Origin of the sequence: Leifsonia sp. McL0618 (genome assembly GCF_049994905.1) — a bacterium.
Taxonomy (GTDB): domain Bacteria; phylum Actinomycetota; class Actinomycetes; order Actinomycetales; family Microbacteriaceae; genus Diaminobutyricibacter.
Map to the genome: position 1 here is coordinate 174,627 of NZ_CP188258.1, position 15,208 is coordinate 189,834.

Here is a 15,208-nt window from a genome sequence, read left to right on the forward strand (position 1 = left end):
CCGGCGCGACCCGGCCCCCCACACTTCCCCAGCCAACAGAGGAACTTCAATGTTGAGATTCATCCTCCGACGCCTCTTCTCCGGCATCGTGCTGTTGTTCGTCATCACGACGATCGCCTACGTGCTGCTGTACCTCGGCGGTGGCGACATCGCCCGCCGCATCCTCGGTACCTCGGCCACCCAGGCGAACGTACAGGCGAAGGCTGCGAGCCTTGGCCTCGACCGCCCGCTCATCGTCCAGTACATCGACTGGCTGGGCAACGCCCTCCACGGTGACTTCGGCGCTTCCTGGTTCACCGGGCAGCCGGTCGCGGATGCGATCAGCTCCCGCACCGCCGTCACCCTGTCCATCGTCATCGGCGCGACCGTGCTGAGCGCGATCGTCGCCGTCGTCCTCGGTGTCTGGGCCGCGGTCCGCCGCGGCGGCGTCGACCGCAGCGTCCAGGTGCTCTCGGTTCTCGGCTTCGCCATCCCGGGCTTCCTCATCGCCCTCGCGCTGGTGATCATCTTCGCCATCAACCTGCACTGGTTCAAACCGACCGGCTACATACCGTTCACCGATTCACCGTCGGGCTGGCTGTCGACGGTGACCCTTCCGATCATCGCGCTCGCCATCGGCAGCATCGCCGGTGTCACCCAGCAGATCCGCGGTTCGGTCATCGACGCCCTCCGGCAGGACTACGTGCGCACCCTCCGCAGCCGCGGTCTCTCCTCCAGCCGCGTCATCTACAAGCACGTGCTCAGGAACGCCGGGGGCCCTGCGCTCGCCGTCCTCGCCGTGCAGTTCGTCGGCCTCCTCGGCGGGGCGGTGATCGTGGAGCAGATCTTCGCGATCCCCGGTCTCGGCCAGGTGTCCGTCACCGCCACCACGCAAGGCGACATCCCCCTCGTGATGGGTCTTGTCGTCGTGACCGCGATCATCGTCGTGGTCGTGAACCTCCTCATCGACCTGCTGCAGGGCTGGCTCAACCCGAAGGTGCGTCTCTCATGACTCAAACGGCTCCCATGCCGGACCCGTCCCTGACCGTCGCGGTCGAGGAAAGCGGTGCCCGTGTCTCCCTGTTCCGCCGGCTGCTGAAGAACCCGGTCGGACTCATCGCGATGGTCTTCCTCGCGCTCCTCGTGCTCAGCGCCATCTTCGCTCCGTGGCTGGCGCCGCACGACCCGAACGCCGCATCCCTGAACGATGTGCTCGACCCGATCAGCGCCAAGCATCCGCTCGGCGCGGACAGTGCGGGGCGGGATGTGCTCAGCCGCCTCCTGTACGCCACCCGCTTCAGTCTCGCCGGCGCCCTTGTCGCCCTCATCGTCGCCGCCGTCATCGGCGTGACCGGCGGTCTCTTCGCCGGGTACTACGGCAAGTGGTTCGACTCGGTGTCGTCGTGGCTGACCAGCCTGCTGATGGCGCTGCCCGGTATCGTCGTGCTGCTGGCGGCCCGTGCCGTCATCGGCCCGTCGCTCTGGGCGTCGATGGTGATCTTCGGCATCATCCTCTCGCCGGCGTTCTTCCGCCTCGTGTATGCCTCGGTCACCGCGGTGCGCAACGAGCTGTATGTCGACGCGGCCCGCGTCTCGGGGCTCGGTGACGGCAGCATCATCGGCCGTCACATCCTCACCGTGGTGCGCGCACCTGTCATCATCCAGGCGGCGATGGTCACCGGTATCGCGATCGCCGTGCAGGCCGGACTGGACTTCCTTGGCCTCGGCGACATGAACATCCCCACCTGGGGTTCCATGCTGAACGACGGCTTCGCGAACATCTACAAGGACCCGCTGCTCATGTTGTGGCCGAGCCTCGCGATCGCGCTGACGTGTATCGCGCTCACTCTTCTGGCCAACGCGATGCGCGACGAACTGGAGCGCAGCGCCACCACGAAGAAGCGCAAGCGCAAGGCGTCGACCGACACGGGTATCGTGCACGAGGCCGTCGTACGTCATCCCGATGACGCCCGCACCCTCGAGGGCGTGGGCGAGGTGCTGCTGAGCATCGAGCACCTGTCGGTCGGCTATGACCAGCCCGACGGCTCGATCAAGCACGTCGTCAACGATGTCTCGCTCGACGTGCGCCGCGGTGAGGTCCACGGCCTGATCGGCGAGTCGGGTTCCGGCAAGACGCAGACCGCCTGGTCGGTGCTCCGGCTGCTGCCCGAAGGCGGCCGGGTCACCGGCGGCTCGATCACGTTCGAAGGCGAAGACCTGGCGAATGCGTCGGAGAAGGAGATGACGCGCCTTCGCGGGCGCCGCATCGCCTACATCCCGCAGGAGCCGATGTCGAACCTCGACGCGTCATTCACGATCGGCAGCCAGCTGGTCGAACCGATGAGAGTGTGCCTGGGCATCTCGAAGAAGGAGGCGAAGGAGCGCGCGCTCGAACTGCTGGCGAAGGTCGGCATCCCGAACCCGCAGCGCACCTTCGCGGCATACCCGCACGAGGTGTCCGGCGGCATGGCCCAGCGCGTGCTGATCGCGGGAGCCATCTCGTGCAGCCCCGACCTGCTCATCGCCGACGAGCCGACCACCGCACTCGACGTGACGGTGCAGGCCGACATCCTCGACCTGCTCCGCACCCTGCAGGACGAACTGAACATGGGCGTCGTGCTCGTCACGCACAACTTCGGCGTCGTCGCCGACCTGTGCGACCGCGTCTCGGTGATGCGCAACGGACGCATCGTCGAGTCGGGGCCGGTGCGTGCGATCTTCGCAGCCCCCGAGCACGTGTACACGAAGGCGTTGTTCGACGACATCCTCGAAGAGGGCGCAGCCCGCGGAGAGCTTGTCACGGCCGGCGCGACCACCGAAGGAGAACGGTCATGAGCGAGCTGCTGCTCGACTGCGACGAGGTCGTCGTCGAATACCCGGTGAAGGGTTTCCGCAAGGAACCGTTCCGCGCCCTGAAAGGTGTCTCCCTCGACATCAGGCCCGGCGAGACCGTCGGCCTGGTGGGGGAGTCCGGATCGGGAAAGACGACGCTCGGCCGCGCGGTGCTGGGGCTCGCCCCGGTGACCGGAGGTGCCATCCGCTACAAAGGCAAGGACATCAGCCGGCTCGGCCGCAAGGAGCGTCGCGCGCTGTCGAGTGAGATCCAGGTCGTGTTCCAGGACCCGTACACCTCGCTGAACCCGTCGCTGACGATCGAGCAGATCCTGGTCGAGCCGCTGACGGTGCGCAAGGTTCCGGCGAAGGAAGCGTCGAAGCGGGTGCGCGACCTGCTCGACCAGGTCGGTCTGCCCGCCCAGGCCGCCAGCCGCCTGCCCCGCGAATTCAGCGGCGGCCAGCGGCAGCGCATCGCCATCGCCCGCGCTCTCGCGCTCGAACCGCGCCTCATCGTGTGCGACGAGCCGGTGTCGGCGCTCGACCTCTCGACCCAGGCGCGTGTGCTCGACCTGTTCAAGGACATCCAGGACCGCACCGGCGTCGCCTACCTGTTCGTCTCCCACGACCTGGCGGTGGTTCGTCACCTCAGCCACCGGGTCGCGGTCATGTACCACGGAGAGATCGTGGAGTGGGGCAGTGGCGACCAGGTCACCGCCCACCCCGAGCATCCGTACACCCAGCGTCTGTTCCTGGCGGCTCCGGTGCCCGACCCGGACCGCCAGGAGCAGCGGCGCGCCGACCGCCGGCGACTGCTGGCGGCGCACGCAGAGCAGAACGTGCAAGCGGGCGTGTAGGTGAGTGACGTCGAGAGTGGCCCGGGCATCCGCTTTGGGGCCGCCTACTACCACGAGTACCAGCCGAGCCCGCGGCTCGAGGAGGACTTCGACCTGATGGCGGCGGCCGGGTTCACCGTGATCCGCGTCGGCGAATCGGTCTGGTCCACCTGGGAGCCCGAGCCCGGTGTCTTCGAGCTGGACTGGCTGGAACCCGTGCTGGATGCGGCGCACGCCCGCGGCATCGGCGTCATCCTGGGAACGCCGACGTACGCCATCCCGATGTGGATGAAGCGCCTCCACCCCGAAGTCGCGGGCGACAGTGCCACCGGGGTCCCGATCCCGTGGGGCAGCCGGCAGGAGATGGATTTCACCAACCCGGCGTACCTCTTCTATGCCGAGCGCATCATCCGCGCCGTCGTCGGCCGTTACCGCGACCACCCCGCGATCATCGGCTACCAGGTCGACAACGAACCCGGCCTGCGGCTGCTGTTCAACGAGGGGATCTTCCAGCGGTTCGTCGACCACCTGCGCCACACCTATGGCGACGTCGAGACGCTCAACCGCGAGTGGGGCCTCGTCTACTGGTCGCACCGGCTGTCGACCTGGGCCGACCTGTGGCGGCCGGACGGCAATTTCCAGCCGCAGTACGACCTCGCCTGGCGTCGCTTCCAGGCGCAGCTGGTCACCGAGTTCATCGGATGGCAGGCCGGCATCGTGCGCGAGTTCGCGGCGCCCGGCCAGTTCGTGACCACCTGCATCTCCTACGACCAGGTCGGTGTCGAAGACGTGGACCTCTCGGCGGAGCTCGACATCGCCTCGGGCAACGCCTACTACGAGATGCAGGACGCGCTCGCCCACCCCAGCACCGACGAGCGGTCGACCGGCTGGATCGTGAAAGGCACGTGGGCGCTCTACCAGCTCGCCGACCTGATGTTCTCATCGAAGCAGGCGCCGTTCCTGATCACCGAGACGAACGCCTCGTCGATCGGTCACTCCTCGCTGAACTTCTCGCCGTACGACGGGCAGTGGCGGCAGGCCGCCTGGGCGCTCGTCGCCCGCGGCGCGCGCCTGGTCGAGTACTGGCACTGGCACACCCTGCACTTCGGGGTCGAGACGTACTGGGGCGGCGTGCTGCCGCACAGCCAGGTTCCGGGCCGCACGTACGCCGAGCTGGCCCGGCTCGGTGCCGAGTTCGCACGCGCGGGCGACCGCGTCGCCCGTTCGGTTCCGGATGCGGATGTCGCGGTGCTCTACGACTCCGACAGTAAGTTCGCACTCTCTTCGCAGGCGCCGTTCGGTGCACCCGGACAGTACCTGGACCCCGACTCCTACCGTCGCATCGTCGCCGCGTTCTACCGGGGCGCGTTCGACGCCGGCCTGCAGGCGCGGCTGGTGCGGCCCCAGCAGCTCTTCGCATCCCGGGGCGCGGACACGGGCCCTGCCGACTTCGCGACTGCGCATCCGGTGCTCGTCGTGCCGGCGTTCTTCACGGCCGCCGACGACGACCTCGACTGGCTCGACGCCTACGCTGCCGCCGGCGGCCACCTCGTGCTCGGCCCGCGCACCGCATACGCCGACCGCGAGGGCCGCGCCCGCATCGACGTCAAGCCGTCGCGGCTGACCGGTGCGGCAGGCGTGACCTACGACGAATTCGCGAACCTCGAGGGACCGGTGCCGGTCGATGGCGTCGACGGCTTCGCCGCGATACCGGATGCTGAAGCCACAGACTGGGTGGACGCCCTCACCCTCGACGGCGCCACCGCCCTCGCCCACTACCGGCACCCGCACTTCGGCCGCTGGCCTGCCGTCACGACGAACGAGCACGGCGCTGGGCGTGTGACCACCGTCGGCACGGTTCCCGGCCAGGCGCTCGCCCGTGCGCTCAACGAATGGCTGGTGTCGTCACCCCTCGCCGGCTGGAGCGGCCTGCCCGAGACCGTGACCGTGACCAGTTCGACGGCGCCCGACGGCGACCGCATCTGGTTCCTGCACAACTGGTCGTGGACCGACGCGGTGGTCGAAGTCCCGTTCGCGGTCACCGACCTTCTCGCCGAGCGCTCGTACGGCGCGGGCGAAACCATCGACCTCGGACCGTGGGACGTGCGCGTCGTCGCGGGTCCAGCATCCGCTGAAAGCAAATAAGGAGTCACCGTGAGCACCACCGCCACCACCATCCCCGACGCGACCGACATCGAGGCGCGCCTGCGCGGCCTGCTCGACCAGCTCACCCTCGAAGAGAAGGTGCAGCTGCTCACCGGGCGCGACTTCTGGAACACCTGGCCGATCGAGAAGATCGGGCTGCGGCGCATGCTCTTCTCCGATGGCCCGTCCGGCGTGCGCGGGGAGGTATGGGATGAGCGCAGCCCGTCGCTCAACCTGCCTTCGGCGACCGCGCTCGGTTCGGCCTGGGATCCGTCGCTCGCCCACCGCTACGGTGCGGCCGCCGCGGTCGAGGCGCGGCGCAAGGGAGTGGATGTGGTGCTCGGCCCGACCATCAATCTGCATCGTTCCCCGCTCGGCGGGCGGCACTTCGAAGCGTTCAGCGAAGACCCGGTGCTCACCGCCGAGCTGGCGGCCGCCTACGTCGAGGGCATGCAGGTCAACGGCGTCGGGGCCACCCCGAAGCATTACATCGCCAACGACTCCGAGACCGACCGTTTCACGGTCGACGTGCAGGTCGACGAGCGGCCGCTGCGCGAGCTCTACCTGCTGGCCTTCGAGAAGGCGATCGTCGACGCGCACGCGTGGCTCGTGATGAGCGCTTACAACTCGATCAACGGCGTGACCGCCACCGAGAACGACCTGCTCGAGACGCCGCTGAACAGCGAATGGGGGTTCGACGGCGTGGTCGTCAGTGACTGGACCGCCGTGCGCAGCATCGCCAGCGCCAGCGCATCCCAGGATCTCGTGATGCCCGGCCCGGACGGGCCGTGGGGCGAGGCACTCGTGGCTGCGGTGCGCGACGGGCGTGTGGCCGAGGCCGATGTCGACCGCAAGGTGCTGCGCATCCTGCAGCTCGCCGCCCGGGTCGGGGCGCTCGACGGGTTCGAGCCGGTCGCCGCCGAGCCGGTCGAGGTCGAAGACGGCATCGCGTTCGTGCGTGAGGCGGCAGCTGCCGGAACCGTTCTGCTGACGAACCGCGGCGAGCTGCCGTGGAGCACGACGTCGGTCGGGTCGGTCGCCGTGATCGGCCACAATGCCGACCTCGCCCGCAGCCAGGGCGGCGGAAGCGCCACGGTGATCCCCGAGCACGTCGTCTCGCCGCTGGAAGGAATCCGGGACGCGCTCCCCGACGCATCCGTCACGTACGCGATCGGCGCCGTCGTGCAGGAGGGGATCGCTCCTTTCCCCCTCGCGCAGCTCACCAACCCGGTCACGGGCGCGCCGGGCATCCGGATCAGTTTCCGCGACGCGGCCGGCACCGACCTGCTCTCCGAGGACCGCCGGGCGACCTCACTGGTCTGGTTCGGCGGGGACGCGCCGATCGCCCAGTCGGCGACGCTCCACGTCGAAACCCTCTACGAGCCCGACGTCACCGACGTGCTGCACATCGGATTCGCCGCCTCGGGCACGGCGCGTATCTTCATCGACGACGTGCTCACCGTCGACGCGACCGTGGTGCCCGAAGGGACCGACCTCGGTGCCGCCCTCCTTTCGCCCCCGTCCGTCTCTGCCCCGGTCGCCGTCACCGCGGGAGAAGCGGTGCGCATCCGCGTCGAATACGACCTGCTCGACCGGGTCGGTCCACTCGCGAACGCGCTGGCGTTCACGTTCGGCCTCGAGCCCGCCGACGCCGACCCCCAGGTCCTCATCGACGAAGCGGCCGAGGCGGCGCGCGCGGCCGACGTCGCACTCGTCGTCGTCGGCACCAACTCGCGCGTCGAGTCCGAGGGCTACGACCGCGAATCGCTCACGCTCCCCGGCCGGCAGGACGACCTGGTGCGTGCTGTCGCCGCCGCCAACCCGCACACCGTCGTCGTCGTCAACGCTGGGTCGCCAGTGCTCCTGCCGTGGCGTGACGAGGTCGCCGCCGTGCTCGTCGGCTACTTCGGCGGCCAGGAATTCGGCAACGCGATCGCCGACGTGCTGCTCGGCGCCGTCGAACCGGGCGGCCGCCTCCCCACGACCTGGCCGGCCGTGCAGGCCGACGTGCCGGTGATCGAGACCACACCCACCGACGGGGTTCTCGTCTATGACGAAGGCATCCACATCGGGTACCGGGCCTGGCTGAAATCGGAGCGCACGCCGGCCTACCCGTTCGGCCACGGCCTCGGCTACACGACCATCGTGCCGACGACGATCTCTGCCCCCGTCGTCGTCGCGCCCGCCGACGGCGACTTCACGGTCACCGTCGACGTCGTCAACCGTGGCATCCGCGTAGGCAAGCAGGTCGTGCAGGTGTACGCCGAGCGCGCAGACTCCACGATCGAGCGGCCTGTGCGGTGGCTGGCCGGCTTCGCGCCTGTGAACGTGGATGCCGGAAGGACCGCATCGGTCGGCATCCGCATCCCGGTGCGCGCTTTCGCTCACTGGGATGAGGGCTGGACCTTCGAGCCGGGTGCGTTTACTCTTCGCATCGGAACATCTGTCATCGACCTGCCGCTCGACACCACCGTGAAACTGGAGGCGTGACCATGACCACCGCAACCCGCGTCGACTACCCGAACCCGCTCATCCCCGGCTTCAACCCCGACCCGAGCGTCGTGCGCGTCGGCGACGACTTCTACATCGTCACCTCGACGTTCGAATACCTGCCGGCCATCCCGGTGTACCACAGCACCGACTTCGTCGAATGGACGCAGATCGGCAACGTGGCCACGCGCATGGACCAGGTCGGCGTCGAAGACGTGACGACCGGCGGGGGAGTATGGGCGCCGACGATCCGGTACCGCGACGGCGTCTTCTACGTGATCGTCACCATCGCGATGGGCCGCGGGTGCATCGTGTTCACCGCGACCGACCCGGCGGGGCCGTGGAGCGACGGAACCATCATCGAGGGCGTCGGCGGCATCGACCCCGACCTGGCGTGGGATGACGACGGAACCGCGCTGGTCACCTTTTCGGGCCTGATGACGACCGGCCCCGACCTGGGCGCGCACCACGGGGTTCAGCAGGTGCGGGTCGACCTCGAAGCCGGCCGTTCGCTCGAAGAGCCGCGCTCGCTGTGGTCGGGCACCGGGCTGAAGTTCCCCGAGGCGCCGCACCTCTACCAGCGCGGCGACTACTGGTACCTCATGATCGCCGAGGGCGGCACCGAGCGTGGACACGGGGTGAGCATCGCCCGCTCGTCGTCGCCGTACGGGCCGTTCGAAGGCTACGCGGCGAACCCGTTCCTCAGCGCTCGCAGCACGTCGCGCCCCATCCAGAACACTGGTCACGGCGACCTCGTCGAGACGCCCGACGGTGGCACCTCGATCGTGCTGCTCGGCATGCGGCCCCGCGGCCTCACCCAGGCGTTCTCCGCGCTGGGGCGCGAGACCTTCGTCACCCGCATCGACTGGGTCGACGACTGGCCGGTCGCACAGCCCGTCGAACTGCGCCCGCGACCCGGCATCGTCGAATACGACATCACCTTCCACAACGTCGAAGGCAGGAGCCTCGACGACGGGTGGCTCGCCATTCGCCAGGAGCCCGTCGACGTCGCAAAGTTCGACATCGACGGGCGGCTCGTGCTCACCGGGGACGGCTCGACGCTCGACGACCCGCGACCGCAGTTCGTCGGCCGCCGGCAGCTCCACCAGACCGCGCGCTTCGCGACCACCGTCGACGTGACGCAAGGCACCGGCGGCCTCGCCGCACGCTACGACGAAGACCACCACTACGAGATCGAAGCGACGGGTGGGCCCGAATCGACGATCATCGTCGCCCGGGCCCGGCTGGCGAGCCTGGTGCAGGAATGGTCCGTCATGCTCCCGGGGGGCCCGGTCGAGCTGGTCATCGACGCGGTACCGCCGACCGGCGGCGGCTTCGGGCCGGCGCTCATGACGAGCGACGTGGTGCGGCTGCAGGCGAGCGCGGGCGGCAAAACGTTCACCCTGGCCGAAGTCGACGGACGGTACCTGTCGGCAGAGACCGCCGCATCCTTTACCGGACGCGTCGTCGGCCTCTACGCGACCACCGGGCGCGTGGCGTTCGCGGGGCTCCGCTACCGCGGCTCCGAAGACTAGGAGACGGGGACGTCATGGCAGGTTTCACCGAAGAATCGCTGCTCTCCGACCTGCTCGACAACCCGCAGGCGCGCGGGGCGGTGCAGCGCGCGCTTCCCGGCGTGCTCAACTCGCCGATGCTCACCCAGTTGCGCTACCTGACGATCGGCCAGATCACGTCGTTCGGGCTCGAGCGCGTCGAGCCGGCCGAGGTCGAGGCGCTGTGGCGGGAGCTGGCGCAGATCGAAGCGGATGCGATCACCGTGCGCACAGAAGAGCCCGCGATCGAAACGCGCACCGACTACGAGGCCGAAGGGGTCCCGCGCGGCTCGGCGCGGAGCACGCATCCGATCGCCGTCGAACGCTGGGGCGTCTTCGAACTGTCCATCGACGGGCCGGCCCACGGCAACCCGTTCGTCGACGTCGAACTGACCGCGACGTTCGCAAGCGGTGACGAGACGGTCGACGTCGGCGGTTTCTACGACGGCGACGGACGGTACCGGGTGCGCTTCATGCCTGAGAACGAAGGCGACTGGACGTTCACGACCTCGTCGACGGCCCGCTCGCTCGACGGTCTCAGCGGCAGCTTCGCTGTCACGGCACCGGATGCGGGCAACGCCGGCCCCGTGCGCGTCGCCGACACCTTCCACTTCGCGTACGCCGACGGAACCCGGTATCTGCCCGTCGGCACGACCGCGTACGCCTGGACGCACCAGCCCGAGCCCCTCCAGGAGCAGACGCTCGACACCCTCGCGATGTCGCCGTTCACCAAGCTGCGGATGTGCGTCTTTCCCAAGTCGTACCTCTACAACACGAACGACCCCGAGGTGTACCCGTTCGTGCGCCGCGACGACGGGTCGTTCGACACCACCCGTTTCGACCCGGCGTACTTCGCCCTGCTCGAGCAGCGCATCCTGCAACTGCAGCAACTCGGGATCGAGGCTGACCTCATCCTGTTCCACGCGTACGACCGCTGGGGCTTCTCCGAGCTGGGCCGGACCGCCGACGACCGCTACGTGCGCTACCTCGTGAGGCGGCTCGGCGCCCACCGCTCGGTGTGGTGGTCGCTCGCGAACGAATACGACCTGCTGTGGTCGAAGACCGTCGACGACTGGGAACGTCTCGCGGCGATCATCGTCGCCGAGGACCCGGCGCATCACCTGCTGTCGATCCACAACTGCTTCGCCTTCTACGACTACGGTCGTCCGTGGATCACCCACGCGAGCATCCAGCGCACCGACGTGTACCGCACCGCGGAGAACACGGATGCGTGGCGTGCAGACTGGGGAAAGCCGGTCGTCATCGACGAATGCGCCTACGAAGGCGACATCGACCAGGGCTGGGGCAACATCACCGGCGAAGAGATGACGCGGCGGTTCTGGGAAGGCGCGGTGCGCGGCGGCTACGTCGGGCACGGGGAGACCTACCTCAACGAGCGCGAAGAGCTGTGGTGGTCGAAAGGCGGTGAGCTCGTCGGGCAGTCGCCGGCGCGCATCCGTTTTCTTGCCGACATCACGGCGGAGTCGCCGACCGGCGTGCTCGACCCGCTGCCCGGCGAATGGGATCTGCCGTGGGGCGGGGTCGCCGGTGAATACCTGATCGGGTACTTCGGCTTCAACCGGCCGAGCTTTCGCATGGTGAACGCGCCGCGCGGCCGAAAGTACGCGGTGGATGTGATCGACACCTGGAACATGACCGTCGAGCGCCTCGACGGGGTGCTCGAGGGCACCTTCCGCGTGCCGCTTCCCGCGCGGCAGTACATGGCCGTGCGCCTGGTGGCGGTCGCGTAGCGCCGTGCGGGTTCAGGTGAGTCGGTTTGCCTCGACTCAACTCGACGCGACGCGTGCCTTGAGAGCGGTGCGATAGAAACGCACCAGCTCGGCAGCCGGCGGGCGCATGCGTGACATGGTGGCGGCATCCGTTCGCTTCGACGCCATGTGGTGGCGCCACGATTCGTAGGCGCAGCGGTGGTCCCACCCGGCTGCGGCCGCCGCTTCGAGGGTGCGGCACCATCCGATCAGTTCACGACCGTCGGATGTCGGCGCCCAGGTGACGACACGAAACCAGACCTCGGGATGGTTCGGGTCGCCGAACGCGAACCGCCGCACCACCGCGTACGGCTCGCCCAGGTCGCCCTGGCGCAGGGTCCACTCCGACGCATGCGCGTTCGCGACCGGGTGCCATGCGGACACTGCGCTCCTTCCCGCGATCGGCAGCCCGGCCCGCTGCGCTCCTGAGCATAGAAGCCGCGCCCGACATCGGGGGCGCCGCGAAGGGTGCGAGACGTGGGCTGCAGCTTTCGCGGCCCGGGTCGCGGGGGTCAGGTCAGGAGGCGGATGAGAGCGGCGACCACGGCGGCCGCGGGCACGACGACGATGAACGGCACCCGCAACGCGTAGAGGCCTGCGGCGATCGCGACCGCGGGAAGCCGGGCGTCGAGCTGGAGGCCCTGGCCGGCGCCGAACGTCTGCACGCAGATCAGCGCGGCGAGCAGTGCGGCCGTCAGCAGGTCGCTGACCCGGGCGACCGTCGGGTGGTCGAGCGCTTTCGGCGGCACCAGCCAGCCGAGCACCTTGAGCCCGAGCACGGCGATCGACGCGAGCAGGATGATGTCCCAGGTCGTCACGGTTCCACCTCCCGTTCCATCGGGATGGCCTCAGGACGGGGCGGACCGCCCCGCGTGCCGAAAAGGTTCAGCACGCCGACGACGATGGCGACTGCGGCGGCGGCGAGCACGGGGAGGCCGGGTGTGAGGAACGGCGTCAGGATCGTGGCCACGAAGCCGGCGGCGACGGCGACCGCCTGCGTCTGGCGGGCTTTCAGTCGCGGCCAGAGCAGGCCGAGGAATGCGGCCGCGGCAGCAGCATCCAGACCGTACGCACGCACGTCGCCGATCAGGTTGCCGAGGAGGGCGCCGGCGAGGGTCATGAGGTTCCAGCCGACGTAGACGGTGATGCCGGTGACCCAGAAGCCGAGGCGTTGTGCCGCGGGTTCGGTCTGGGCCGTGGCGACCGCGGTGGATTCGTCGATCGTGAGTGGGGCTGCGGCGGCGCGCTTGAAGAAGCCGGGCCCGATGATGCGCGAGAGCCTCAATGCGTAGAAGGTGTTGCGCGACCCGAGCAGGGCTGCGCCCGCGATCGCGGAGCCTGCGGCTGCTGTCCCCCCGGATGCGAGCACGCCGATCAGCGCGAACTGCGAGCCGCCGCTGAACATCACCAGGCTGAGCACGCACGCCTGCCAGACGTCCAGGCCCGACGCTGTCGCGAGTGCGCCGAACGAGATGCCGTACGCGGCGGTGGCCACGCCGACCGCGATGCCCGACCGCATGGCTGCGGACTGGGCTGGCGTTCGGCTCATAACTGGCCAGAATAGTCCGCCAGTGGTTGTCGGTGCCGCCGCGCTCAGTCGAACAGGCGGGCGACCACGGTGTCGGCGGTCTCGTCGTCGAGCGTCCAGGGCTGGAAGATCACCCGGTAGATGATCGGAGCGACGACGACGTCGATGATCTCGTCTGCACTCACCTCGGAGCCCGGGTACCGGTCGAGAAACATCGTCGCCTCGGCGCGGCGATTGCGCAGGCAGTCCGATTCGGTCGCTCCGGCGTTGGCCGCGCCGCCGCGGAGGAGTGCCGCGTTCACCGGTTTGCGGTAGTGCTCCACGATCTCGCGTGCCCACTCGGTCAGGTCACGACGCAGGTCGCCGTTCTGTGGCAGGGGCCGCTCCGGGTCCAGGCGATAGGTCGCGATGTCGTTGATGAGGGTGGGCAGGTCGCCCCACCGGCGGTAGATGCTCGTCGGGTTCACGCCCGCGCGTTCCGCGATCATCGGCACGGTCACGCGCTCGCGGCCGCGCTCCTTCACGAGTTCTTCGACGGCGGTGCGCACCGAGTGCATGACCGCGGCGCTGCGGCCGCCCGTCCTCTTCGACGGCGTGGTCTTGGTATCCATGCAAACAGCTTAACGCAAATGTTGTTGCTTTTGTGGTGAAATCAGGATAGCGTGCGTAAAGCAATCGGATTTGCGTTAAGGAGTCGAGATGTCAACAGTGCAAGAGACCGGCGCAAACGGCGCGAACTGCCCGGAAGCCCTGGCGCGTGCGAAGGGCGCGGTGACCGCATCCGTCGCCAAGGTCTGCAAGGCAGGCCAGGCGAGCCAGGCGAGCCAGGCAGGCGCAGCCCGCCGCACGCTCTCACCGGTCGCCGCCTTCGTCGGCGCTGCCCTCACCTTCGTGGGCGTCACCTTCGCCGCAGGCGCCCCGAGCCCGCTGTTCGTGCTCTACCAGCAGGAGTGGGGCTTCCCGGCCTGGGTGCTCACGATTGCGTTCGCCATCTACGCCATCACGCTTCTCGTGACGCTGCTGATCGCCGGTTCGCTGTCTGACCACATCGGCCGCCGCCCCGTGCTGATCGGTGCGCTGGCGCTCGAGATCGTCTCGATGCTCATCTTCTTGTTCGCCCAGGACATCGGCTGGATCATCGTGGCCCGTGCGATCCAGGGGGTCGCGACCGGTGCGGCAACCGGAACGTTCACCGCAGCAATCGTCGAACTGGCGCCCGAGAAGCACAAGAAGCTCGGCGCCGTCATCGGCGGCACCGCACCCGTCGGCGGCCTCGCCCTCGGCGCCCTGATCACCGGGGCCGCAGTGCAGTTCACCGCAGTGCCGACCGTGATCATCTTCAGTTCCCTGGCGGTCGTCTTCACGCTCGGCATCATCGTGGTCGCGCTGTCGGCGGAGACCGTGTCGCGGCGTGCGGGGGCGGTGAGGTCGCTCATCCCACGGCTGACCGTTCCGCGTGCGGCCCGTGCCGAGTTCGGGGCGATCGTGCCGGTGCTGATCGGCACGTGGATGCTCGCCGGACTGTTCCTCGGACTCGCGCCCTCGATCATCCGCGGCGTGTTCCACATCGACAGCGGCCTCGTCAACGGGGCCATCGTTGCCCTCCAGCCCGCGGCAGGTGCCGTTGCCGGCTTCGTGCTGAGCCGGGTGCACGCCCGCACCGCGACGATCTGGGGTTCGGCCTCCGTCGTGGTCGGGATCGCCATCTCGGTATCCGCGGTCGCGTTCGGGCTGCTTCCGCTCCTCTTCGTCGGTGCCGTGCTGGGTGGCGCGGGATTCGGCGCGGCGTTCTCGGGTTCGCTGCGCATCCTCGCCCCGCTCGCTCCCGCCCACCAGCGCGCCGAGCTGTTCGCGGCCGTCTACCTGGTCAACTACCTCGCGTACGGGGTGCCGGCGCTGATCGTGGGTGAGCTGATCGGTGTGGTCGGGCTTCTGGATGCGGTGATCGGCTACGGAATCGCGGCCGCACTCGCCACGGCGGTCGGCCTGGTCGTGCAGCTGAGGCGTGCGCACGTCGTGCGCTCTGCGCGCCCGGCCACGGGCTCAGTGCGGGTGGTGGCTGCGGCGGAATAGCGA

12 protein-coding genes are annotated in these 15,208 nt (G+C 69.1%); 8 read left to right on the forward strand and 4 right to left on the reverse strand.

The genetic code is table 11. The features are described 5' to 3' along the window. The first annotated feature begins 49 nt into the window (after nt 1-49). The 7 genes from ACPPVQ_RS00845 to ACPPVQ_RS00875 all read left to right on the forward strand — a co-directional run bounded on the left by ACPPVQ_RS00845 (nt 50) and on the right by ACPPVQ_RS00875 (nt 11,586). Nucleotides 50-991, forward strand: a complete 942-nt coding sequence (locus ACPPVQ_RS00845) for an ABC transporter permease (RefSeq protein WP_345762859.1) — start codon at nt 50-52, stop codon at nt 989-991. Continuing rightward, nucleotides 988-2,814: a dipeptide/oligopeptide/nickel ABC transporter permease/ATP-binding protein gene (locus ACPPVQ_RS00850; protein WP_426517655.1), complete on the forward strand. Its 1,827-nt coding sequence runs from the start codon at nt 988-990 to the stop codon at nt 2,812-2,814. Before ACPPVQ_RS00845 ends, ACPPVQ_RS00850 begins: the two co-directional genes overlap by 4 nt. Beyond that, entirely contained in the window at nt 2,811-3,668 is an 858-nt protein-coding gene (locus ACPPVQ_RS00855; RefSeq protein WP_426517657.1) for an ATP-binding cassette domain-containing protein, read from the forward strand. Before ACPPVQ_RS00850 ends, ACPPVQ_RS00855 begins: the two co-directional genes overlap by 4 nt. After that, nucleotides 3,669-5,792 (forward strand): beta-galactosidase, encoded by a 2,124-nt coding sequence (locus tag ACPPVQ_RS00860; protein ID WP_426517659.1) that lies wholly within the window; start codon nt 3,669-3,671, stop codon nt 5,790-5,792. A gap of 165 nt (nt 5,793-5,957) precedes the next feature. Beyond that, nucleotides 5,958-8,282 (forward strand): glycoside hydrolase family 3 protein, encoded by a 2,325-nt coding sequence (locus tag ACPPVQ_RS00865; protein WP_426521351.1) that lies wholly within the window; start codon nt 5,958-5,960, stop codon nt 8,280-8,282. A gap of 2 nt (nt 8,283-8,284) precedes the next feature. Next, the gene (locus tag ACPPVQ_RS00870) at nt 8,285-9,817 is read left to right on the forward strand and encodes a family 43 glycosylhydrolase (protein WP_426517661.1); all 1,533 of its coding nucleotides are present in this window, start codon (nt 8,285-8,287) and stop codon (nt 9,815-9,817) included. Between the two features lie 14 nt (nt 9,818-9,831). Continuing rightward, complete coding sequence (locus ACPPVQ_RS00875; protein WP_426517663.1) at nt 9,832-11,586, forward strand: DUF5605 domain-containing protein; 1,755 nt, start codon at nt 9,832-9,834, stop codon at nt 11,584-11,586. 36 nt (nt 11,587-11,622) lie between these two features. Here the strand turns inward: ACPPVQ_RS00875 and ACPPVQ_RS00880 are convergent, their stop codons facing one another. From ACPPVQ_RS00880 to ACPPVQ_RS00895, 4 genes are all read right to left on the reverse strand, one after another. Then, nucleotides 11,623-11,988 (reverse strand): hypothetical protein, encoded by a 366-nt coding sequence (locus ACPPVQ_RS00880; protein ID WP_426517664.1) that lies wholly within the window; start codon nt 11,986-11,988, stop codon nt 11,623-11,625. A 128-nt stretch (nt 11,989-12,116) separates the two neighbouring features. Further along, nucleotides 12,117-12,422: an AzlD domain-containing protein gene (locus ACPPVQ_RS00885; RefSeq protein ID WP_426517666.1), complete on the reverse strand. Its 306-nt coding sequence runs from the start codon at nt 12,420-12,422 to the stop codon at nt 12,117-12,119. Next, nucleotides 12,419-13,153 carry an AzlC family ABC transporter permease gene (locus ACPPVQ_RS00890; protein WP_426517668.1) on the reverse strand — a complete coding sequence of 245 codons (735 nt, stop codon included), beginning with the start codon at nt 13,151-13,153 and terminating at the stop codon, nt 12,419-12,421. Before ACPPVQ_RS00890 ends, ACPPVQ_RS00885 begins: the two co-directional genes overlap by 4 nt. 44 nt (nt 13,154-13,197) lie before the next feature. After that, a complete protein-coding gene (locus ACPPVQ_RS00895) occupies nt 13,198-13,743 on the reverse strand; it encodes a TetR/AcrR family transcriptional regulator (protein ID WP_426517670.1) in 546 nt (181 codons plus the stop codon). 88 nt (nt 13,744-13,831) lie between these two features. Between ACPPVQ_RS00895 and ACPPVQ_RS00900 the strand changes: the two genes are divergently transcribed. Further along, entirely contained in the window at nt 13,832-15,205 is a 1,374-nt protein-coding gene (locus ACPPVQ_RS00900; RefSeq protein ID WP_426517672.1) for an MFS transporter, read from the forward strand. The last annotated feature ends 3 nt before the right edge of the window (nt 15,206-15,208 follow it).

What these genes read in the sequence shown, in the direction of transcription:
- ACPPVQ_RS00845 (WP_345762859.1), top strand. Translation starts at nt 50, where the DNA reads ATGTTGAGATTCATCCTCCGACGCCTCTTCTCCGGCATCGTGCTGTTG.
- ACPPVQ_RS00855 (WP_426517657.1), top strand. Translation starts at nt 2,811, where the DNA reads ATGAGCGAGCTGCTGCTCGACTGCGACGAGGTCGTCGTCGAATACCCG.
- ACPPVQ_RS00865 (WP_426521351.1), top strand. Translation starts at nt 5,958, where the DNA reads ATGCTCTTCTCCGATGGCCCGTCCGGCGTGCGCGGGGAGGTATGGGAT.
- ACPPVQ_RS00900 (WP_426517672.1), top strand. Translation starts at nt 13,832, where the DNA reads ATGTCAACAGTGCAAGAGACCGGCGCAAACGGCGCGAACTGCCCGGAA.
- ACPPVQ_RS00850 (WP_426517655.1), top strand. Translation starts at nt 988, where the DNA reads ATGACTCAAACGGCTCCCATGCCGGACCCGTCCCTGACCGTCGCGGTC.
- ACPPVQ_RS00870 (WP_426517661.1), top strand. Translation starts at nt 8,285, where the DNA reads ATGACCACCGCAACCCGCGTCGACTACCCGAACCCGCTCATCCCCGGC.
- ACPPVQ_RS00875 (WP_426517663.1), top strand. Translation starts at nt 9,832, where the DNA reads ATGGCAGGTTTCACCGAAGAATCGCTGCTCTCCGACCTGCTCGACAAC.
- ACPPVQ_RS00895 (WP_426517670.1), bottom strand. Translation starts at nt 13,743, where the DNA reads ATGGATACCAAGACCACGCCGTCGAAGAGGACGGGCGGCCGCAGCGCC.
- ACPPVQ_RS00890 (WP_426517668.1), bottom strand. Translation starts at nt 13,153, where the DNA reads ATGAGCCGAACGCCAGCCCAGTCCGCAGCCATGCGGTCGGGCATCGCG.